Source organism: Enterobacter cloacae complex sp. IR5384 (assembly GCF_049237265.1).
In the GTDB taxonomy this organism is placed as follows: Bacteria; Pseudomonadota; Gammaproteobacteria; order Enterobacterales; family Enterobacteriaceae; genus Enterobacter; species Enterobacter cloacae.
In genome coordinates, this window is record NZ_JBMKHJ010000021.1 from 13269 (window position 1) to 35126 (window position 21858).

A 21858-nucleotide genomic window follows, 5' to 3' on the forward strand; every position below is an offset into this window, starting at 1 on the left:
AACAAAAGGGAGATCAGGGATGGTGTGTCTCTTTCATCACCAGCGCCGTGGCGGCCGACAGCAGGCAGCCTGCCAGCAGGTAGCCTGCCACGCTGTGCCAGTTTCCGCCGGAGAACGTCACCAGCGCGGCGGCAATAAACGGCGTAAATCCGCCGCCCACGACGCTCGCCACCTGGTATCCTACGCCCGCCCCGCTGTAGCGGTAGCTTGCGCCGAACAGTTCGGTAAACATCGGTTGCTGCACGCAGACCACCATGTCGTGGGCAATGTTGGCGAGCATAATGGCAAAGAAGACTATCCAGAAGACCGACTGTGCCTCCAGCGCCATAAAGAACGGCCAGGCGCTGAGGGAGCCAATCAGCGCACCGGTAATATAGACGCGGCGGCGGCCAAACCGATCCGCAAGCCAGGCGAAGCAGGGGATTGTCAGACAGCTGATCCCGCCCACCAGCAGACCGATATTCAGGAACAGCTCACGGGGGAGGCCGAGGTTCTGCGTGGAATAGTTCAGGGCAAACGCGGTGACGATATACATCGTCAGCAGCTCGCACAGGCGCAGGGCGATAATTTTCAGAAAAGCGCCAGGATGACTTACAAGCGCCTCCATCACCGGCAGCCGTTTTCTGGCAACGGGGTTTTCCCGCTGCTGTTCAAACTCGGCGGACTCTTCCATTCCGTTACGGATCCACAGCGCGGCGATAACCAGTACAATGCTGAAGATGAAGGGAATGCGCCAGCCCCAGCTCAGAAACTGCTCATCGGTCGTGAAGTGACTGATAAGCGACACCAGCCCGGTGGAGAGCAACAGACCCACGCCGTACCCAACCTGCACGCCGCTGCTGTAGAACGCTTTCTTATTTTTCGGTGCGCTTTCGACCGATAACAGCGCCGCGCCGCCCCATTCGCCGCCCACGGCAAAGCCCTGAATGGCGCGCAGGGTGACCAGCAGTACCGGAGCCCACCAGCCAATCGTGGCAAACGACGGCAAAATACCGATGAGCGCAGTGGCGATCCCCATCATCCAGACGGTGAGCATCAGCATGCGTTTGCGGCCAAGTCGGTCGCCAAAGTGGCCGAAGATCACCCCGCCCAGCGGGCGGAACAGGAAGCCGACGCCAAAGGTGGCAAACGCGGCGAGCGTGCCCATGGCGGGGCTAATTTGCGGAAAGAATTCGCGGTTAAACACCAGAGCGGCGGTGATGCCGTAGAGCAAAAAATCATACCAGTCCACGACGGCCCCCGCGAAGCTGCCAAAGGCGGCGCGGCGGGCACGGTTAAGGCAAGGGGTCCCCTCGCCGGGACGTTTGGAGATGAGGGTGGAGTCCATAGTTGTCCTGTCTGCACTGATTTTTTATTTATTGGTATAAGAAAAGGTTACTCACAAAGCCATCGTCATAGCGACGCGATCTATGAGACTACCGCGACGGGCGGCACGAGGAAACTGATTTTATTTCCTGATGGGTAATGCAAAGCGGCTACGCTATGCTTAGCAAATAGTGAAGCGACTAAGGAAGGGAATATGCGTCGTAGAAATGTGCTGGGCTGTCTGGCTGCCTTGCTCATAAGCCAGAGTGTCCAGGCGGTGAGTTATCCTTTGCCGCCCGCCGGGAGTCGGCTGGTGGGCAGCGCGCAGGTTATTACCGTACCGGACCACAATACCTTGCCGCTTGAAGCGTTTGCCGCGCAGCTCGGGCAGGGGCTGAGCAACATGCTGGAGGCAAACCCCGGTGTTGATCCGTTTTTACCGCAATCCGGTACCCGACTGGTGGTACCTCAGCAGCTCATTCTTCCCGATACGGTTCGCAAAGGCATCGTGGTGAACGTGGCGGAAATGCGCCTTTACTATTATCCGCCAGGCAGCAATACCGTTGAGGTGTTTCCCATTGGTATTGGCCAGGCCGGGCGCGAAACGCCACGCAACTGGGTGACAGCCGTCGAGCGCAAGCAGGAAGGACCAACCTGGTCGCCCACGCCAAACACCCGGCGTGAATACGCGAAAGAGGGGAAAACGTTGCCCGCATTCGTGCCCGCCGGGCCGGATAACCCGATGGGGTTGTATGCGCTCTATATTGGCAGGCTTTATGCCATTCACGGTACCAACTCGAATTTCGGCATCGGCCTGCGCGTCAGTCAGGGGTGCATTCGCCTGCGTAATAACGATATCAAATACCTTTTCGACAATGTGTCGCCAGGCACGCGCGTACAGCTTATCGATCAGCCTGTAAAAGTGACGACGGAGCCGGACGGCAGCCGCTGGGTGGAAGTGCACGAACCGCTGTCGCGCAACCGCGCAGAATTTGAATCAACCAATAAAGTGCCGCTGCCGATTACCCCCGCGTTGCGGGCACAGCTAATAAACGAGGGGGCGGGCGCTGAGCTGGAACGTCGATCCGGGATGCCGGTTAAGCTTGCTTTGCCCGGTGGCGCTGCGCTTACCGGGCCTACAGTCCCGTAGGCCGGGTAAGGCGAAGCCGCCACCCGGCAGTTTTCCAGAACGCACAAAAGCAAAAAGCCTGCTTTAAAAGCAGGCTTTTCAAATTTGGCTCCTCTGACTGGACTCGAACCAGTGACATACGGATTAACAGTCCGCCGTTCTACCGACTGAACTACAGAGGAATCGTGTGAACGGGGCGCATAGTAACGACCTGCGTACGCCTTGTCAAAGGGTGAAACCACGTTTTGCGTCTGTTTGCTGACAATTTCAGCAAAGTGGCGATTTTGCCAACGTAATGCACCGTTGTGGTGCGGATATACCTCTTATGGGGCAGATCATAAACCGCTGTTTCAGTAATAAATCCGACACCTATGATTAGGTTTCCTTATTTTCAGGCGCTTAGCGAACAAATCAGACCTGCTGGTAAAACTGGCATTCATATTGCAAAACCTGTTCAACAACAACAGCCAGTACCGGCACAGCATTTCGAACAGGGGGCAAAATGAACTTAAGACGACTGAAATACTTCGTAAAAATCGTCGATATCGGCAGCCTGACTCAAGCGGCGGAAGTGCTGCATATCGCGCAGCCTGCGCTGAGCCAGCAGGTGGCTACTCTGGAAGGCGAAATGGATCAGCAGCTGTTGATCCGCACCAAACGCGGCGTGACCCCAACGGAAGCAGGCAAGATCCTGTATACCCACGCGCGCACCATTCTTCGTCAGTGCGAACAGGCGCAGCTGGCGGTTAATAATGTTGGCCAGACGCTGAGCGGACACGTTTCCATCGGGCTGGCACCGGGGACCGCTGCGTCCTCCATCACCATGCCACTGCTGCAGGCGGTGCGCGCTGAGCTGCCGGAAGTGCTGGTCTATCTGCACGAGAACAGCGGCTCTGTCCTGAATGACAAGCTGCTCAATGGCCAGCTGGATATGGCGGTGCTTTACGATCGCTCTCCGGTTGAGGGGATCACCAGCCAGCCGCTGCTGAAAGAAGATCTGTATCTCGTGGGCACCCGCGATTGTCCGGGGCAAAGCGTTGACCTCACTGCGGTTGCAGAGATGAATCTTTTCCTGCCGCGTGATTACAGCGCCGTGCGCGTGCGCGTGGACGAAGCGTTCTCCCTGCGCCGCCTGACGGCGAAAATCATCGGTGAAATTGACTCCATCTCCACGCTGACTGCGGCGATCGCCAGTGGGATGGGCGTCACGGTGCTGCCGGAATCCGCCGCCCGCTCGCTGTGCAGCGCAGCAAATGGCTGGATGGCGCGCATCACCACGCCATCAATGAGTTTACCGCTGTCGCTGAACATGTCCGCCCGTGGCTCGCTGTCGCCACAGGCGCAGGCGGTGAAAGAAATTTTAATGTCACTGGTCAGTAAGCCATCGCTGGAGAATCGTGAACTGCAGCTCGTGAGTTAATATTCCAGAAAAGCATAAGATGCTGGTTTTTATTATTTGTTCTGCAGCTCAGCTGACTCTAACAATAGAGCTATGTCAGATGCGCCGGAGTGAATCGTGAATTTCCAGCAACTTAAAATTATCCGTGAGGCGGCCAGGCGGGACTATAACCTGACCGAAGTCGCCAATATGCTCTACACCTCCCAGTCGGGTGTCAGCCGCCATATTCGCGAGTTGGAAGAGGAGCTTGGCATTGAGATTTTTATCCGTCGCGGCAAGCGCCTGCTTGGCATGACGGAGCCAGGTAAAGCGTTGCTGACCATCGCTGAGCGGATCCTCAACGAGGCCAGCAATGTCCGTCGCCTGGCGGATCTCTTTACCAATGATGCCTCCGGCGTGCTCACCATCGCCACTACCCATACTCAGGCTCGGTACAGCCTGCCGCCAGTGATAAAAGCGTTTCGTGAAATTTTCCCTGACGTTCGCCTGGAGCTTATTCAGGGCACGCCGCAGGAAATTGAAATGCTGCTGCAAAACGGTGGGGCGGATATTGGTATCGCCAGTGAACGGCTGAGCAACGACCCGCTGCTGGTGGCCTTTCCATGGTTCCGCTGGTACCACAACCTGTTGCTCCCGCTCGATCATCCGTTGAATCAGGTTTCACCGCTAACGCTGGAAGCGATCGCGAAATGGCCGCTGATTACGTATCGTCAGGGTATTACCGGGCGTTCGCGCATCGATGAAGCATTCAACCGCAAAGGGTTAACGCCGGATGTGGTGCTGAGCGCGCAGGATTCCGATGTGATCAAAACCTACGTTGAGCTGGGGCTGGGCATTGGCCTGGTCGCGGAACAGTCCGGCGGCGAGGGCGATACCGGGAACCTCGTGCGTCTGGATACACGTCATCTGTTTGACGCCAATACCGTATGGCTCGGCCTGAAGCGCGGGCAGCTACAGCGCAACTACGTGTGGCGCTTTATCGAACTCTGTAACGCCGGGCTGTCCGTTGACGAAATCAAACGCCTGGTGATGGAGCCGGAAGAAGTGGCGATTGATTATCAGATTTAAGCCCTCATAGCACGACTCCCTCGTAGACAAGAAGCCAAAGCCTGCCCTTAAAGCAGGCTTTTCTCTATTGGACCATTTAAAATTCTGCCCCCCGGATTATTAAAAGTCTCCCATCAATAACGATAAATTGTGACGTCATAAGGTTGTCTTATATTAAAATATTTCTCATATTTTCCATTGGGTTACATATAAGAATAAGTGGCGGAATACCCTTCTTTTTGAGTGCTGTATTATTTATGCTTAATAAACATACTCGATTAAATAAATGGAGAATTATTTTAATTTTTATTTATTTTGGTTGATGTGGTTTTTTGGATATTTAACTGGTTATTCATTGCTTAATTTTTTTAATTTCATTTTTGATTGGTTAGCTACGCTTACAGCTTATCCAGGAAATGCTTACTTAATTATCGGCTAAATCCCAAGTCAATTTTTTGTTATTTTTTCTGGACAAATTTGATCGGATTGTAATATGTTTGTTTCACCCAGTGATGAAAGGCATGACATTGTGGAATCAAAAAGACTTATTACTTCCGGCAGCAGCTGGGAGGAGGCTTTCGGTTTCTCGCGAGCGGTAGAAGCAGACGGTTGGCTATATATATCAAAAACGGGACCTCTTAATTCTGGTGGTGAGATTGAATCTGATGATATCTCACTGCAAATGGAATGTGTTCTTAATAAGATCAAGGGGATACTTGAATTGAATGGGTATGCGTTAGACGATGTAATACAAAGCAGGCTGTATCTGACTGAAATTGATGAATGGCAGCAGGTGGCCCGTATTCATGGGTGCTATTTCCGTGATTCCAGACCTGCATTTACGTTATTGCATGTATTACCCTTTCCCGAGAAAAAAATGAAAGTAGCAATTGATATTGTGGCAAAAAAAAGACAGGGGGCAATTAATGAGTGATATCGCACAAGAAAATGCGGTTTCGCCGTTGTTTATCTGGTTTGCAAGTATTGCGGCCGGCACCGCCATGGCGAATAACTATATTCTCCAGCCCGTATTACCTGCTATCGCGACATCGTTGCAGTTGCCCCTGTTTTATACCGGCTTCATTGCGGCGAGCATGCAAATAGGTTATATGCTGGGAATACTCTTTCTTGTTCCGCTGGGAGACAGCGTTAACCGTAAAAAACTGATCGTTTGTCAGTTTTTCCTCCTCTCGCTTGCGCTGTTCGCCGCTTCCCTGACCCGCCAACCGTTGCTCCTTTTTAGCGCGGGAATAGTGACGGGCGCGATGGCGACAAGCGCAGTGCAGCTGAATGCGCTTGGGTTTCACATTACGCCAAAAGGCGCCACGGTCGGCCTGATCACGATGGGCATCTCGGCAGGGATCCTGCTCGCAAGGCTAGTGGGCGGCAGTCTGGCCGATGCGCTTGGCTGGCGAGGAATGCTGGCCATCTTCGCCACCGTTATGGCCTCCATGGCGTTACTGGCCATCAGGTGTTTGCCCGATGTTAAGCCCGCAAGGGAGACGGGGTATCTGAGCGTCATGGCGAAATTGCCGGGTTTACTGCGTAACGCGCGGCTGATTGAATCTGCTTTAACCGGAGGAGCATGGTTTTTTGTCTTTAGCCTGTTATGGGTGACCATCATGCTTCATCTGCAAAGACCGCCTTTGCATCTGCCGGCGGGAACCGCCGGATTATTTGGCCTGGCGGGTATCGTCGGTCTTGTACTGGCGAATTATGCGGGAAAACTGGCTGACCGCTTCGGGTGTCGCAGCGTGATTTTTGGCGGAATGGTATTCGTGGTTGCGGGAATAACCGTCCTGTTTCTCTTTCCTGCGTCCTTACCGGGGCTTACGCTGGGCATTATCTTATTCGATTTAGGGTGTTTTGCCGCGCAGGTGGCTAACCAGACGCGAGTTCTCGGCTTACACCCGGATAAAAGAAGCAGCCTCTATGCGCTTTATATGTTCTTTTATTATGCAATGGGAGCAGCAGGATCCGTAACCGGTCCGTGGGTGTATGAAAGGTGGGACTGGCAGGGCATCTGTTTAGTGAGCGTCGTGATGGTGATTATTGCGATGATGACCACCGCAATAGGTCATTTTAACGAAAATAGCGTCGCCCACGTTTCGAACTGAACGTTTTTAAAATCAATAAACTCAACGCTAGCTATGGCGGGGATACCCATGTTTATTATTCAGCTTTCCGTGATCGTTTTAGCCTGCTATGTCGTGGGCAAACTTATGGAGCAGATTGGTCAGGCGCAGGTCATTGGTCATATTGCTGCAGGCGTTTTATTAGGACCGACGTTCTTTCCCGGAATAATGTCTCTGTTCTCATTTCAAACATCTTTATTTAGCCAGGAGTCGCTGACCACCATAGATAAGCTTGCGAATCTGGGCATGATTTTGCTCATGTTTGACATTGGGTTGTCGCATTTTCATGGTAATAACCATGGTCGCCGTAAGCAAACTATCGCTGCATTAAAAATAGCGGTATTAGGCATGCTGCTTCCTTTTATCGGTGGTGTATTAGCGGGGAATTCGGTGCATGCCGAACTGGCGCCACAAACCGATCGTCTTTTATTTAATGTCTTTATGGGAACGGCATTGGCGGTATCCGCTCTGCCGGTGATTGTGCGGATCATTGAAGACTTAAAGATGCTTCACCTGGCTATCATTCCTCCCGTCATCACCGCCGCTATTCTTACCGATGTGACAGGCTGGGGAATTTTGGCTTTGGACAGCGTATTTGCTGCGGTTGAAGGAAAATCCGATTCGCTGTGGTCTTATTTATCGGTCGTGACGGTAACCCTGATACTTTATTGGCTGGTGACCTGCAAAGTCGTGGTCCCACTGCTCATTAGGTATGCGCACAAGCCTGATATGAGGTTTCCAGCGATTATTTTTTGGATTTTGATCAGCGCGTGGGGAGCGGATTATCTTCACCTGCACAGTGGTTTCGGTGCATTGCTGGCGGGCAGTATGCTCGCGCGGATACCCGGGTTAGCCAAGCAATGGCACGGGAGTATGAATGGCTTCATGCACTATCTTTTACTGCCCGTGTTGTTTGTCAGTGCCGGTCTGAAAACGCATTTCGACTTCAGTATGGCATCGCAGGATATTGCCTGGATTGTCGGGTTCACCTTACTGGCATTTATTACCAAATTCAGTGGTGCTCTGCTCGGGGCGCGTATTTCAGGCTATTCACTGCGTGAAGCCTCCATGATTGGCGCGCTTATGAACACGCGTGGTCTGATGGAACTGGTCGTGCTGTCTATTGGGCTCGAATTGCACCTAATTTCGCAACGGGTCTACTCGATTATGGTCATCGTGGCGCTCGTGGTGACAGCAACTACGCCGCCAATATTACGTTGGTTAAATAAAGAATCCTCTTCTGTTGTAGTCAATAAAACGCTTGAAAACATTAAAGGGTAAAATTATGAAACTGGATATGCCTGTGATTGTCGATCGTATTAAAGAAATTATCGCTGAACGTATTGGTCTGGACGTTGAGCGCGAAGATATTGCTGACGAGACCGGTCTCGCCTCAATGGTAGGAATGGATTCTATTGGATTTGTAGAATTACGCTTTCAGTGCGAGGAAGAGTTTAATATTAAAGTTGAAGATAAAGAGTTTTCACCCGCGAATTTTTATTCGTGCCAAACCCTTTCGCGTTTCATTATGAATAAGCTTGGAGCCTGAGAATGCTAACGCGAGCAAAAGAATGTGCCGCATTTGTTCCCTATGAGCCAGCCGGATTATTTTCTCCGGTGCTGGCAACGTCTGCGGTGGGGACCAGCGGCACTGAGGGAGAGAGTTATCAATACTATGTCGATTACTGGCAGCGGCAGAGTTTAGAACCCGGTCGGGTAGTGCTGATAGCGATGCCGAACTGCCCGGATTTGATGTACATGTTCTTTGCCGTCCTCAACAGCGGCTTTGTGCCGGCGCTGATCCCGCCGCTCACGCCAGCAGAACGGATCCTGCAGATGCTTGAGGACTTTGCTGCAGGGGCGCTGGTGCGAATGCCGGTTCAGCAAGGGCGCTGGCAGGAGCTGGGGGTGAGCGCGGCCGAAAGCTTAGGGCGCTGGCAGGTGGGAAAATGCCGTCATGGCGGCCCCGTACAGACACAACCGGGGCAGGTCGTGATTGCCACGTCCGGGACGTCATCGTCGTTCAGCAGCGGGTGTGTTCATCATTTTGATTCTCTGCGCCGTAACGCGCTGCGCCATGCCAAAAGCATCGGTATGAGCGCCAGTGACAGGGTATTGATCAGTTTGCCGATGTGCTATTCCACCGCGCTGGTTGCACAGATGGTTGCTGCCCTGGAGACAGGCTGTGAAATGGTGATCAGTGGACCTCCGTTTTCTGTCCCCCATTATCTGGATGATTTACAGCGATACGGCGTTACCCTCAGCTCGCTCACTCCCGTATTGCTGCGTCAGCTAAATGCCTGGGAAACCACGCTTCCACCGGGTTTGAAAAAACTGACGATCGGGGGCGATCTGGCTGCGCCGCAAGAGGTGGAAGCTTTCTTGCTCCGGCAGCCATGGCTTGAGTTATATCTAACTTATGGCATCAGCGAGGCCGGACCGCGGGTGTCGACGTGCCCGGCTCATCTGCTGGGGAGAGGATATTATGCGTCAGCCGGACGTCCTATTGACCAGACGGAAGTTCGCATCCTGCCAGGTGCAGACGGGCAGGACGGGCAGGGGGAGTTGCTGATTTGTTCTGATACGTTGCTTGTAAAGCGTATCGGTCGGGGTAACCGACAAACGTTTATTGAACTTGATGGTAAACGCTGGCTCCGCACCGGGGATATTTTCTTCCAGGACGCTGATGGGTTCCTGTTTTTCAAAGGCAGAATCAGTGATTTCATTGTTATCAGGGATGAGAAGGTCAATATCGGTGCCGTTAAACAGCTGTGCCGGGAAATTAAAGGGGTGATGACCTGCAAAACCCAAATCGTTAATGATGGCGATCAAATCGCGGGGTTCGATATTTTCTTGACCTGCGATGAATCAGTAATCAATGAAACCAACTGCCAGCAGCACAGCGCCAGCCTGCTGAAAAAGCTCAAACGCCACGAACGGCCGCGAAATATAAACTTTGTTTATTGTGGTGCGGCCTCTTTAACACAATATAAGTAAGGTGATGTCATGAATGATGAACTTCGGGAACTGGCACGGGCGGTCATTGAAAAATATCACTTAATGAACCTCGATGATATTTTGCGTGAAGTGCCAAAAACAATGTGCCATGTCCTTCAGGAGTCTGACGTGTTTGAAACATGGCCAGCGGATATCGTTCGCCTCAAGTTCCCTGAGGAACACTGGGATTATTATATTTCACGTTACGAGCATTTTCGCGACGAGGTCATACATAACCTGACGCCTAAGAATTATCTTATTGAAATGCTGGGACAAACACAGCGCTTACCTTGCTTCTGCTCGGAAATGGCCGATGTCTCGGCGATACTGTATAGCCAGATGATTAATAAACCGGTGTATTCATTACGAAATATCTTTGTTAATTACCTTTATTTACCCCGTCCGTGGCATTGTATTAATGCGGTGGTTGAGGATGAGCGGATTCGGTATTTTGATATTTCTGCTTATGCCCAAGTGCTGGACCGTAAAAGAAGGAAAGTGGTTAAGCCTGCCGAGTTGGAGGGATTTGATGCGACAGATATCGCATTCGATTTTATTGAAGGTCCACGCTGGCTACAAAAAGAGCCTTATCAACGGAAAATAGAATTAACTGCAGGTGAAATCAAAGATAATTTTTATCCTTCTCCGCTTGAGGATAAGCCCTTCAACGAATTTTTACGCACGTTCAACTGATATATCGTAAATTCAATTAAACCAGCTTGCCGTATTATTTTCGGTAAAGGAAAAATGATGACTACTACAACGTATGTCGCAAATGTTGTCGGCATGGGATGGACAACTGCGTCTGGCGATCGTATCGAGGATGTTTTTCAGACCTTACTGGAAAGCCAGACCGGTATTGCGCCAGCGCCATCGGAGCGAAGTCTGCGTTCCGATCTGGCCGCTATGCTGCCGGGCGAATGGTCCGCAGAAATGCGTGAAAAACTGATCGCGCTGACAAAACGTACTGCCCTCCAGGCGCTTGAAGATTCGGGGGCAGGAGAACCCGTGCCGGAGGAGCGACGCTTTTTGATTGTGGGTACCAGCCTTGGATTCCGTCTCGACAGCGAGGCGTTTTGCCGGGAGCCTCTCGACGGTTGGGTTAACGAGGTGGCGGCGTCGCTTGGGATGGAAGGGATCGCCCTCTCTACCGCCTGCTCTTCGGGCTCAGACGCCCTTCTTCTGGGGGCGCATTTAATTGCGACGGGGCAAGCGGACCTGTGCGTATGCGGCGGGGCGGATATTCTTACTGATTCAAAACGTCTGGCCCATAGCGCGCTGGGGACGCTCTCCCTTTCTACCCTGAAATCGTTCGATGCCACACACGAGGGGACGATACTTGGAGAAGGGGCCGGTTTTCTGGTGCTGCAAAGGGAAGGCGGGTCTGCGCCACGCGTGCTGGCAAGGCTTGTCGGCGCGGGGGCCTCTAACGATGCGGCGGGGTTGACCGCGCCGGATGAGCAAGGCAATGGCATCCGCCTGGCATTGCAGCGTGCCCTGACGCAGGCGGGACTTGAGCCTGGCGATATTGCGCTTATTAATGCGCACGGTTCGGGTACCTTGACCAACGATCGGGTTGAAAGTAATGCCTACAACCTGTTTTTCACCCATCGTCCCTGGGTCTTCGCTACAAAGGGTAATTTTGGCCATACGCTGGGGGCTACAGGGGCGCTGGAAGCCATCGCGCTCATTCACAGCCTCAATGCGGGCACGATCCCCCCGGTCTATGAGCTGAAAAAGCCGATTGATGGCCTGCGCTTTAATTTACCCGCTGCACGGCCTCAGCCCTTAAAGGGAAAAACGGGTATGAGCATGACGATTGGGTTTGGTGGTTTTAATACCTGCCTGATATTTACCGTAATGTAAAAGATGGGTCAGCTAATGAAAATCGTTTCTTCAAGTACCGCAAGCTCATTAATCTGGTCCGATTTAGATGAGACCTTGCGCCGGGGGGTAAAAACAGCAGACCCGTTGTCATTAAATGTGCTGTTCACTGTCGATGAAATTTATCAACAGCATCAGGCATTGCTGGATATGCATCATGAGAGTGTCGGGTTTATTCAGTTTGGTACGGCATTCCCTTTAAATACCAGTGAGAAAATTATTAATGACATGGCGATAAAATCGCGCGTCTCGCCGGTCGATTTTATTAATGCCAATGTGGGAGCGCCCGTTTCCATTTGCTGTACACGCTATCGCTTTCAGGGACCCACAATGGTACTGACGATGCCGCAGCGCACCGGCAAAGAGATTGCCATGTCCCTGGCGAGGGAATGGTTAATGCAACAAGCGACATATCTTTTTCTGATTCAGGCCGATCACGCGCGTGAAAATGAAATTGAAATAACAACACAGTTAGTCACTCAGTAATATTATTAAGGGTAAAGCAATGAAACAAAGTCATTATGATGTGGCCATCATCGGGAGTGGTATTGCTGGAACCATGCTCGGCGCTATTCTGGCAAAACAGAAATTAAACGTGGTGATTATTGATGCAGGTACCCATCCTCGCTTTGCAGTGGGGGAATCGATGGTGCCGGAAAGTGCTGTGCTTTTGAAAATTCTTGCCCGCCAGTACAATATTCCTGAGCTGGCATGGCCGGGGGAGATTCACGCGCTGATGGAGAATATTGGCACGTCGAGCGCAGGAATTAAACTGGCATTCAGCTTTGCATGGAACGGGAAGAATAAAGCGCATAATCCGCAGGACGTTGTGTCGACACCGGTACTGTCTCCGGAAGCACATCTGTTCCGCCAGGATATTGATGCCTATTACCTGGCGCTGGCTGCGCGTCTCGGTGCAGACATTCGCCAGCAAACCCGCATCCAGTCTATTGAAGAAACCGGCGACGGGATGCTGCTGGATCTGGGTAAAGAGCAGATTAAGGTCAAGTACGTCGTGGATGCTGCAGGGTTTCGCTCACCGGTTGCCGATAAGTTCGGTCTGCGCGAAGGTGCACGTGAGATGCAGAGCCGTACCCGTTCGTTGTTCACACACATGACGGGAGTCAAACTGTATGAAGACGTCATTGCCTCAACGGACGTGACCGGTTCGCCGACCCCGCTCTCACAGAGTACGCTGCATCACATGTTTGAAGGCGGCTGGCTCTGGATTATTCCTTTCAACAACCACCCCTATTCGACCAATACCTTATGCAGCGTCGGCCTGCAGTTTGATATCGATAAACATGGTCCTGCAGGAGACCCGGAAGAAGAGTTTACCCGTTTTCTCGACGAGCACCCCTCCGTTGCCCGCCACTTTGAGAGCGCAGCCCGGGTACGTGAATGGACCGTTGCACCTCGCCTGAATTACACCAGCCGCGAAAGCGTAGGGGAGCGTTACTGTCTTTTAGGCCATGCGGTTGGCTTTGTCGATCCGCTGTTCTCGCGCGGGTTGGTTAATACGTTCGAATCGATTCTGCGCGTCGCGCCTAAAATTGTTCATGCCGTCAGACAGGATGACTGGTCAAAAGAGCGTTTCGCCAGCTATCAGGATTACAGCCTGGAAGTGGTAAAAGTTAACGACAGGCTGGTGGCAAATTCATTCACCGCATTTGATAGTTTCCCGCTGTGGAATGCGTGGTTCCGTATCTGGATTAGCGGCAGCTACATTGGCGTCTTGCGTCTGCGTAAAATCCTGAGCGACTACCAGCAGCACGGCGATGACGAGCGGCTCGAAAAGGAATTTGAAAGCGCAACCTATCCCGGCCACCTTTCCATTGAAAGCCCATACTATGAGGCTATTTTTGATAAGGCCTGCGAAACAATGGAAGCCTATCGCGCCGGTAACCTTCCTGAAAAAGAGGTAATTGCTACGCTTCATGCGCTTTTTGCTGACAACCGCGAGCATTTCCCCATCGATTTCTCAGATTTCACAAATCGCTACCTCTCCCGGGCAACGGAGGAATTTGCCGATTCCCTGTTCTACTGGGCTCATAACGCCCCCGGCGGCATTGGCCACTTGTTCGATCGCGGAGATAAACCGGTCCGATTCGATTTCCTCGATCCTTACCGCTATGGCGATCGTCAGCAGTTAAACCAGCATGCTGATGCCATGTTGCAGCAGGCGCGTCATCAATAACCTGACGGGCGGCTGTTCGGGCCGCCCTCTGAGGAGAGCGTTATGGATACTGTAGTCGAGCAGCTTTTACAGCGACGGGAGGGCGCCGTAGCCCGTGGCATAAACCAGATGCACCCGGTGTACATTCAGCGAGCGGAAAATGCGGTGATATATGACGTCAATAATCGACGCTACATCGATTTTTCCGGCGGCATTGCCGCACTGAATACCGGGCATCTCCATCCTAAAGTCATTGCGGCAGTAGAGCGCCAGCTGCATCAGTTTACCCACAGTTGTTTTGCCGCCACCCCTTATGAATCGTATATCGCGGTGTGCGAACGTATTAACGCCTTAATGCCGGGAGATTTTGACCGGCGCAGTTTTCTTCTGACGACGGGGTCTGAAGCGGTGGAAAGCGCGCTTAAGGTTGCCCGTGCGGCCACGCGGCGAAGCGGGGTGATTGTCTTCAGCGGTGCCTATCACGGGCGTACGTTTATGACGCTTGCGATGAATGGCAAAATTGCGCCCTACAGCCAGGGGATGGGTATTATGCCTGGCCCGATCTTTCGGGCACCTTTTCCGCAGGGCGAAACGGAACGTGATATTGCTCAGGCTCTGGCTGGCCTCAGGGCGATATTAACGAGCGACATTGCGCCGCAGGATGTGGCCGCCATCGTCATCGAACCCGTTCAGGGAGAGGGCGGATTTTATGTCGTGCCTCCTGCGTTTATGCGTGGTCTGCGTGAACTCTGCGACCGGGAAGGTATCGTGTTAATCGCTGATGAAGTCCAGTCTGGCGCGGGCCGCACGGGAACATTCTTTGCTATCGAACAAACCGGCGTTGACGCTGATTTAATCGTGTTCGGTAAATCTGTTGCCGGCGGACTTCCGCTGTCCGGCGTTGTCGGTCGCGAGTCGCTTATCAACCAGGTGGCACCGGGCGGTCTTGGTGGAACCTGGGCAGGCAATCCGCTTTCCTGCGCGGCGGCGCTGGCGGTACTTGACCTCTTTGAGGAGAAGGATCTGCTGGGCGCAGCCCGCCGTCTGGGTCAGCGTCTGCGCAAAGCCCTGGAGTCCATTGTCAGCCCGCTGGCGATTGGCTATGAGATACGCGGAGTCGGGGCCATGATTGCGCTGGAGCTTTTTTCTCTGGAGAACGGAGTGCGAACGCCGGCGACCGGGCTTATCGATCGGTTAGTCAAAAGCTGTACCCGTGATGGCCTAATTCTTCTTAAATGTGGCAAACAGGCGAATGCCATCCGCTTTTTAATGCCCCTGACGATTGAAGACAGCGTTCTGGATGAAGGGTTGACAATTTTTGCTGGCGCGCTGCAACAGCAGATCGCGTATTCAGGTTTAGCAGAGGTTAAACGATATGGCGCAGTTTGATAGCCGAGCCTTACGGAACGTATTTGGTCAATTCGCCACTGGCGTATGTGTCGTGACTATGATGGATAAAGATAACAATCTCCATGGGTTAACCATCAGTAGCTTTAACACCGTTTCCCTGGAACCCCCACTGGTACTTTGGAGCCTGCGTAAGCAATCCTGGTATGCTCAGCATTTTCTGAAGACAGAAGCCTTTGCGATAAATGTTCTGTCGGGCCATCAGCATCAGGTTAGCGATATTTTTGCCAGCGCAGGCAGCGATAAATTTCATCGTGTAGACCACCGGGTCAGTAGCTATAAACTGCCTTTAATTGACGGCGCACTTGCGCACCTTGAATGCAAAATGTGGCGTCAAGTAGACGGTGGCGATCACTGGATCTTTATCGGTGAAGTGGTGGACTCGTTACATACTGAAGGTGAGCCGCTCATCTTCTTCAACGGTCGCTATGCGACCACCGCCGGTCTGTCGATTCCAGCCTAAAAAAAGGGGCTGAAAAGCCCCATAACACGCCGAGCGAAGCGTTAACTGAAAGGGTACTTCTTAAATGCTGCCTGGTTTTCGAAAACGTCGGCAACCGCCTGAATCTTTTTAAAATCACTGGCATTAACGACGTGAGGGATCATTGACTGAATAAATGTCCAGATAACCGTACTGGTGACCGCAACCTGATCGGCCACCGCATTATCCGGACGCCGTTCCAGCAGCGTGTTCCATTCCCGGCAGGCAGCCAGCAACTGGTGGGTGATGCGTTCTATCCATGGATTGTGCTGCTTCTCCGCCGGGCGCAGGTGGTGTTCATACACATTTTGTACCGCCTTCTCCGCGGCGGCGAGGATAAAGCCCAGCGTCTGAAGATCGTTTGCCAGCGCATCCGGTGCCACGGGCAGCAGTCTCCGTTCAGGGGCAGCCTTGGACTCAAAATAATTCAGTATCAGCGATGAGTCCATCAGACGCGTTCCATTATCCAGAACCAGCGTTGGCGCTTTTACCGCAGGGTTGATCCGGGAAAATTCCTCAAATGTGCTGAATACCGACAGCGGCTGGCTTTCAAACGCAACGCCATAAAGTTCCAGGGAGACCGCCACGCGGCGTACATAAGGAGAATCCATCATGCCAATCAGCTTTATCATGATTCCTGTTTTCCTGTCTGTGTGAAAAAACGCTTCATTGAAGATGATAAACAGACATTACAATAAATTCGTTATGGCGAATATCATCAGTATCTTACGGCCTGAGTTAGTATTACTGACATATTGGCCGGTTGCCGTTTATCTGATTCAGCATATGAGGGAGTGGTTTCATGTCGGATTTTCCACCTATCGCAAGTTTGCGTAGTTTTGAAGCTGTGGCTCGCCTTGGCAGCGTAACGCTTGCGGCGAAAGAGCTTCATGTGACCCATTCTGCCATCAGTCAGCAGATTAAAGTGCTGGAGGAAATGGTGGGTGTGAAGCTGTTTATCCGTCATGGCCGAGGGGTACAGATCAACGAAGAGGGGCGGCTCTACGCGTTACAGGTACGCGAGGCGCTGAACCATATCGCAGATGCTACCCGGCTCGTGCAGGTGAAACCGAGAATACTGGAACTGACGCTGGCGATGGTGCCGTCTTTTGGTTGTCACTGGCTGTTGCCGCGTCTGGAACGGTTTCGGGAAAAATATCCGCACATCACGCTGCGACTCCAGGCCAGCCTGACGATCACCAGCATGCAGCAGGAAGGAATAGATATTGCGATACGCATGGGGAAAGGGAACTGGGAAGGAAGCGACTGCCATTATCTTTTTTCTGATGAGCTGATTGTTGTTGCATCGCCCGGTTATAACGGCGGTGTCCTCCCGGCGACGCCGGCTGAGGTGGCGAAAAGCCAGATCATATTCTCTATGGAGTCGTGGAAAACCTGGTGTTTTAATGCGGGGCTGGAAAAAGATATCGTGCCCGGCGGCTTATGCATTAACGATTCAAACTTAGTTCTTGAGGCTGTCCGACTCGGGAAAGGCATTGCGCTGGAGCGCCGTTCTCTGGTGCAGGATGCTATCACCCGGGGAGAACTGGTCCAGCTTACCTCTTCCACTGCGCCGTATCCCTGGCCGTACTGGCTGGTGACATCGCAGTTAACGGAGGCGAAGCCGGAGGTGGCTCTCTTTGTCGAGTGGCTTGATGAGGAAGTGGCGGCCTGGCGTCTGCTCACGGAGTCCTGAACTCTTTTTTACAATACTGCCCGCAATACGGTGAATGCCTGACGGGGGATTCACCGAAATACTCCTGCACGTCTTCAGCTTTCACATAACAACACATGGAGCATACACGTGCTCTCAGGATAATCGCTGCTATAGCTTTACCGCTATGTTGGTGTTGGGGACATGCTGCTGTATCAATTCAACGATCCAGTCAATAAAAACGCGCAGTCTGGCATTGACATGGCGGTTCGGCGGAAACGCCAGGTACAGGGGCATTGGAGCAATACGCCAGTGTTCAAATAGCGGAATCAAGGCACCGCGAGCCTGATGCGCTGCCGCCATATAGAGTGGCAGCGCGATCACGCCTAATCCCGCTAACCCGGCTTCGAGGTAAGCATTGCCATCATCCACAGCGAGTACATAGCTGCCCGTGATTTCAATACGTTCACTCTCACTGCGTAGTACCAGAGGATCAATCTTACCGGTGCGTGAGGACAAGAACCCTACTCTGCGATGGTCGGTGTTTTCCAGTTCTCGCGGGTGCGAAGGGGGGCCAAGGCGTTCCAGATAACTGGGGGCGGCGTAGACGCCGATTTGCAAATCTCCGACATGGCGTGCAATCAGGGACTGATCGGTGATCTCGCCGCCGCGTAGCACGCAATCCACGTTGTCGCCAATCAGGTCCACCACCCGGTCGCTCACGCCCATGTCGAACTGAATGTCAGGGTAGCGTGCATGGAAAGCCGGTAGCGCCGGCACCAGGATGAGGCGGGCCAGCGGACTGGGCACATCCACCCGTAGCCGTCCCCTGGGCGTAATTGCCGCACTGGACAGGCTGTTTTCAGCATCTTCCATGTCCGCCAGCAGGCGGATGACGCGCTCGTAGTAGACCGCGCCATCTGGAGTGACGCTGAGCTTGCGGGTGGTGCGATGGAGCAATCTGACGCGCAGGCGCGCTTCCAGCTGCTGAATAAGCTGCGTCACCGTGGTTTTGCTCATATGAAGCGTTTGGGCAGCCTTTGTGAAGCTACCTGCCTCTACCACGCGAGCAAAGGCGCGCATCGCATCGAAACGATCCATTCCTTATCCTCTCTTTTCACCGATTGTTTGGATATTACAAACAATGATGGACAAAGTCGCTTGTTTATCCGCCCGATCCTGCACCTGTAAAGTGTCTTTAAGTTCATTGGGCAGATTTCGCCCCATTGCAAAGGTGTAAATATGACAGCACGCGAAGCAGTTTTTCCCTCAGGACGCCAGGCGCTCTATGAGCGCAATCGCTATTCACCGGCCATCAAATCTAACGGTTTCCTGTTTGTTTCGGGGCAGGTGGGTAGCCGTGAGGATGGTTCGCCTGAGCCCGATCTAAAAGCGCAGGTCAGGCTGGCATTCAATAATCTTAATGCTGTCCTCGCGGCTGCAGGCTGCACGTTCGATGACGTAGTTGACGTTACCCTTTTTGTCGTCGATCCCGAGTCAAACCTCGACGCTATCTGGAGTATCCTGCCTGAATATTGGGGAGAAGCACCTTACCCAACGTTGACCGGGATCGGCGTAACGTGGCTGTACGGATTCCAGTTTGAGATTAAGGTGATTGCCAGGCTGCCCTGACCGTTAGGGGCTTTCCGCCAGTCGAAAGTCAAGACAGAGGAAAAATGATGAAAGCAGCGGATTATTGCCCGATGGCGTAAGCCGGGTAAGGCGAAGCCGCCACCCGGCAGTTTTCCAGAACGCACAAAAGCAAAAAGCCTGCTTTAAAAGCAGGCTTTTCAAATTTGGCTCCTCTGACTGGACTCGAACCAGTGACATACGGATTAACAGTCCGCCGTTCTACCGACTGAACTACAGAGGAATCGTGTGAACGAGGCGCATAGTAGCGACCTCGGTTCGCCTTGTCAAAGGGTGAAAACACCCTTTTTGATCGTTTGCCGACAATTTCAGCAAATCGCTGATTTTATAGCAAATTTGCGGTGAAATTACACAGCAGGATGCGCCGCCCGCGGGCAGGCGGCGCAGTTGTTTAGAACAGAACGGAGTAGTTCAGACCAAACGTGCGGCCACGGCCTTTATAGGTATACAGACCCGGTGCGCCATACGTTGGGCTATACAGCCCCGGTGCGCGCTGTCCCCAGGCGGTGGTGTAGTCTTTGTCCAGCACGTTTTCCACGCTGAAACTCACTTTACCCACCGGCAGGGCGTAGCTGCCCAGGAAATCTACCGTGTTATAGCCATCGATCTTCTTACCGTCGGCATCAGAGACGTCAAAGGTCTGGGTACTCTGCACGCGCAGGGTCCAGTCGCCCGGCGCCCAGTTGACCCAGGCGCTGGCTTTCGACGGGCTGGCACTGTCTACCGTCAGCTTCTCCCATTTACCGTTTTCACGGGTTTCAGACTTAATGGCGTTAAAGTTCGCGCCGGTGCTCCAGTCGCTGTCGGTGAAGAAATAGTCCACCTGACCTTCCACCCCGTAGATACGACGCTTGTCGTCTTCCAGGTTGATGGTCATATCGGTTTTGTTGATGGTGATGGTTTTATCCGAGAGCGAGTAGTACGCCGCAACCTGTGTGCGCAGGTTATCGCCGGTGTAGCGCCAGCCCAGCTCGTAAGCGTTAACCTTAATGCCGTCCAGCGTCGAGTCGTTAACGTTCACGCTGTTCAGCAGGCGATAGTGCCCGTCGACAAGCTGATAGGTGCCGGAGCCGTAGTACTTCGCCAGGTCCGGAATTTCAAAGCCCTGAGAGAAGTTAAACCACAGCTGCTGCTGTTCGGTCAGGCGGCCAAGGATCCCGGCGTTAAACAGGAAGTTGTTGTAATCGGTCTTCCCGCCCGGCACCGCGTCTGCTGAGGTGGCTTTCCCGGTGGCAATGGCCTGCTGCTGGGCGTAGCCAACAAAATCATCCACCTTGTTTTCAGTGTACTGGTAACGCACGCCGCCGCTCAGGGTGATGGCGTCAATGTCGTAGCTCGCCTGCAGGAACGGGGCGAGGTTGGTAATGCTGTAACCCGGATAACGCCCCACGTTGTACGCATTGTCCAGCTTCATGCCGCCGCTCGCTGCCGCTTTACTCAGGTCGAAGAACTGCTGGTTGGCGTCAAAGGTTTCATGGTCGGCGTCCACGCCCCAGGTGAGCGTCAAATCATCCACCGGCTTGCTGTTCAGGGTCAGCTTACCGCCGTAAAAATCGGTTTTCTGCTGGGAGGCACCGATGCTGGTCACCGTCCCTTTGCTCAGGGTCGGGAACGGGTAGTAGGTCAGGCTCTCGTCACGATAGTAGATTTGCGCGACCAGGTCCTGACCCCAGAAATCGGTATTAGAGTACTGCAGGTTAATCAGATGGCGCTCGGTACCGGGAATACGGTCAGAATCCAGGTTGTTTTTGTTATACGCGGTGGCATCACCCGTAACCGCCGAGAAGTTCTTCCCGAGGTACAGGCCGTGTTTGCCATCGGATTCGCTCTTGTAGTACTGGGTGGTTAACTGCAACTGCTGATGATCGTCAATATTGATGGTGCCAGTGCCCATCACATCAATACGGTCAGAATACTGTAAGCCGGTCTGGGTGTTATCGATAATCACCTCGTCGCCGTTGCCGTCATACCAGCCGCCGTAACGCTGATAAGAAACGGACAGGCGACCAGACGCATTATCATTGCCGCCGCTGACCGCCGCCGACACGTTCTCATCGTGGTCGTTGTGGCTGTTAAACCCGCTTTTTGCCCCGGTCTGGAATTCGACTTCCGTCTCCGGCTGACCTTTTTTGGTGACGATGTTCACCAGGCCGCCGGTACTGCCGCCGCCGTACAGTGAAGTAGCGCCGGAAATCACTTCGATACGGTCGATGTTGAACGGATCGATAGAGTCAAGCTGACGGCTGTCGCTGCGGGAGGAGTTCAGACGCACGCCGTCCACCATCACCATCATTGAACGGCCGCGCAGGTTCATACCGTAGTTGGTGCGCCCCTGGCTGCTGACGTCCATGCCCGGGATCAGCTGCGCCAGCACGTCTTTAATCTCTTTCCCGCCCTGAACCTGCTGCTCAATTTCCGCACGCTCGATAACCCAGGTGGTCTGCGCCATCTCCGCCACGCTGCGGTGTGCGCGGCTGGCGGAGACAACGATATTTTCTTCCTTTTGTTCTTCTGCCCACGCAGAGGTCGAAAGCATGGCAAGCAAGCACGGATTTAAAACCCAAAGATGAGAACGTTTCATTGTTATGTTGATC

At 53.0% G+C, this 21858-nt stretch carries 20 protein-coding genes and 2 tRNA genes; 16 read left to right on the top strand and 6 right to left on the bottom strand.

Annotation, left to right across the window (positions count from 1 at the left end; all coding sequences use genetic code 11):
- Positions 1-13: 13 nt before the first annotated feature.
- A complete protein-coding gene (shiA, locus tag ACOTX3_RS16550) occupies positions 14-1327 on the bottom strand; it encodes a shikimate transporter (RefSeq protein ID WP_058679658.1) in 1314 nt (437 codons plus the stop codon).
- Between the two features lie 192 nt (positions 1328-1519).
- On the opposite strand from shiA, the gene ldtA reads away from it, so the two are divergent.
- The gene (gene ldtA, locus ACOTX3_RS16555; protein ID WP_058679657.1) at positions 1520-2455 is read left to right on the top strand and encodes a L,D-transpeptidase; all 936 of its coding nucleotides are present in this window, start codon (positions 1520-1522) and stop codon (positions 2453-2455) included.
- 85 nt (positions 2456-2540) lie between these two features.
- On the opposite strand, the gene ACOTX3_RS16560 is transcribed toward ldtA, so the two are convergent.
- Positions 2541-2616: transfer RNA gene (locus tag ACOTX3_RS16560), tRNA-Asn, on the bottom strand.
- A gap of 320 nt (positions 2617-2936) precedes the next feature.
- Here ACOTX3_RS16560 and nac point away from each other — a divergent pair.
- The 13 genes from nac to ACOTX3_RS16625 all read left to right on the top strand — a co-directional run bounded on the left by nac (position 2937) and on the right by ACOTX3_RS16625 (position 15942).
- A complete protein-coding gene (gene nac, locus ACOTX3_RS16565) occupies positions 2937-3854 on the top strand; it encodes a nitrogen assimilation transcriptional regulator NAC (protein ID WP_058679656.1) in 918 nt (305 codons plus the stop codon).
- 96 nt (positions 3855-3950) lie between these two features.
- Positions 3951-4901, top strand: a complete 951-nt coding sequence (gene cbl, locus ACOTX3_RS16570) for an HTH-type transcriptional regulator Cbl (protein WP_058679655.1) — start codon at positions 3951-3953, stop codon at positions 4899-4901.
- Between the two features lie 472 nt (positions 4902-5373).
- Positions 5374-5814 carry a Rid family hydrolase gene (locus ACOTX3_RS16575; RefSeq protein WP_058679654.1) on the top strand — a complete coding sequence of 147 codons (441 nt, stop codon included), beginning with the start codon at positions 5374-5376 and terminating at the stop codon, positions 5812-5814.
- Positions 5807-6997 (top strand): MFS transporter, encoded by a 1191-nt coding sequence (locus tag ACOTX3_RS16580; protein WP_052516069.1) that lies wholly within the window; start codon positions 5807-5809, stop codon positions 6995-6997. Before ACOTX3_RS16575 ends, ACOTX3_RS16580 begins: the two co-directional genes overlap by 8 nt.
- Positions 6998-7045: 48 nt before the next feature.
- Positions 7046-8296 (top strand): cation:proton antiporter, encoded by a 1251-nt coding sequence (locus tag ACOTX3_RS16585; protein ID WP_161496914.1) that lies wholly within the window; start codon positions 7046-7048, stop codon positions 8294-8296.
- 4 nt (positions 8297-8300) lie between these two features.
- Positions 8301-8564 carry an acyl carrier protein gene (locus ACOTX3_RS16590; RefSeq protein ID WP_014884442.1) on the top strand — a complete coding sequence of 88 codons (264 nt, stop codon included), beginning with the start codon at positions 8301-8303 and terminating at the stop codon, positions 8562-8564.
- 2 nt (positions 8565-8566) lie between these two features.
- Positions 8567-10012, top strand: a complete 1446-nt coding sequence (locus tag ACOTX3_RS16595) for a class I adenylate-forming enzyme family protein (RefSeq protein WP_080396571.1) — start codon at positions 8567-8569, stop codon at positions 10010-10012.
- Between the two features lie 9 nt (positions 10013-10021).
- Complete coding sequence (locus ACOTX3_RS16600) at positions 10022-10705, top strand: hypothetical protein (protein WP_058679651.1); 684 nt, start codon at positions 10022-10024, stop codon at positions 10703-10705.
- A gap of 57 nt (positions 10706-10762) precedes the next feature.
- On the top strand, positions 10763-11878 hold the full coding sequence (locus ACOTX3_RS16605) for a beta-ketoacyl synthase N-terminal-like domain-containing protein (RefSeq protein WP_058679650.1): 1116 nt from the start codon (positions 10763-10765) through the stop codon (positions 11876-11878).
- A gap of 15 nt (positions 11879-11893) precedes the next feature.
- On the top strand, positions 11894-12382 hold the full coding sequence (locus ACOTX3_RS16610) for a hypothetical protein (RefSeq protein WP_105826581.1): 489 nt from the start codon (positions 11894-11896) through the stop codon (positions 12380-12382).
- Between the two features lie 19 nt (positions 12383-12401).
- Positions 12402-14093 (top strand): NAD(P)/FAD-dependent oxidoreductase, encoded by a 1692-nt coding sequence (locus ACOTX3_RS16615; protein WP_058679648.1) that lies wholly within the window; start codon positions 12402-12404, stop codon positions 14091-14093.
- Positions 14094-14135: 42 nt separating this feature from the next.
- Positions 14136-15461, top strand: coding sequence for an aminotransferase class III-fold pyridoxal phosphate-dependent enzyme (locus ACOTX3_RS16620; RefSeq protein ID WP_058679647.1), 1326 nt, complete (start codon positions 14136-14138; stop codon positions 15459-15461).
- Entirely contained in the window at positions 15448-15942 is a 495-nt protein-coding gene (locus tag ACOTX3_RS16625) for a flavin reductase family protein (RefSeq protein ID WP_065187072.1), read from the top strand. Before ACOTX3_RS16620 ends, ACOTX3_RS16625 begins: the two co-directional genes overlap by 14 nt.
- A 41-nt stretch (positions 15943-15983) precedes the next feature.
- Here ACOTX3_RS16625 and ACOTX3_RS16630 read toward each other — a convergent pair whose 3' ends face one another.
- Positions 15984-16592, bottom strand: a complete 609-nt coding sequence (locus ACOTX3_RS16630; protein WP_040019886.1) for a glutathione S-transferase family protein — start codon at positions 16590-16592, stop codon at positions 15984-15986.
- Between the two features lie 170 nt (positions 16593-16762).
- Between ACOTX3_RS16630 and ACOTX3_RS16635 the strand changes: the two genes are divergently transcribed.
- Positions 16763-17656 carry a LysR substrate-binding domain-containing protein gene (locus tag ACOTX3_RS16635; RefSeq protein ID WP_058679645.1) on the top strand — a complete coding sequence of 298 codons (894 nt, stop codon included), beginning with the start codon at positions 16763-16765 and terminating at the stop codon, positions 17654-17656.
- A 129-nt stretch (positions 17657-17785) separates the two neighbouring features.
- Here the strand turns inward: ACOTX3_RS16635 and ACOTX3_RS16640 are convergent, their stop codons facing one another.
- The gene (locus ACOTX3_RS16640; protein WP_058679644.1) at positions 17786-18715 is read right to left on the bottom strand and encodes a LysR family transcriptional regulator; all 930 of its coding nucleotides are present in this window, start codon (positions 18713-18715) and stop codon (positions 17786-17788) included.
- A 141-nt stretch (positions 18716-18856) separates the two neighbouring features.
- Between ACOTX3_RS16640 and ACOTX3_RS16645 the strand changes: the two genes are divergently transcribed.
- Complete coding sequence (locus ACOTX3_RS16645) at positions 18857-19246, top strand: RidA family protein (protein ID WP_013097827.1); 390 nt, start codon at positions 18857-18859, stop codon at positions 19244-19246.
- A 165-nt stretch (positions 19247-19411) separates the two neighbouring features.
- Here ACOTX3_RS16645 and ACOTX3_RS16650 read toward each other — a convergent pair.
- Together ACOTX3_RS16650 and ACOTX3_RS16655 are read right to left on the bottom strand one after the other, a co-directional pair.
- Positions 19412-19487, bottom strand: a tRNA-Asn gene (locus tag ACOTX3_RS16650).
- 168 nt (positions 19488-19655) lie between these two features.
- Positions 19656-21845, bottom strand: coding sequence for a TonB-dependent siderophore receptor (locus ACOTX3_RS16655; RefSeq protein ID WP_013097826.1), 2190 nt, complete (start codon positions 21843-21845; stop codon positions 19656-19658).
- Positions 21846-21858 lie beyond the last annotated feature (13 nt).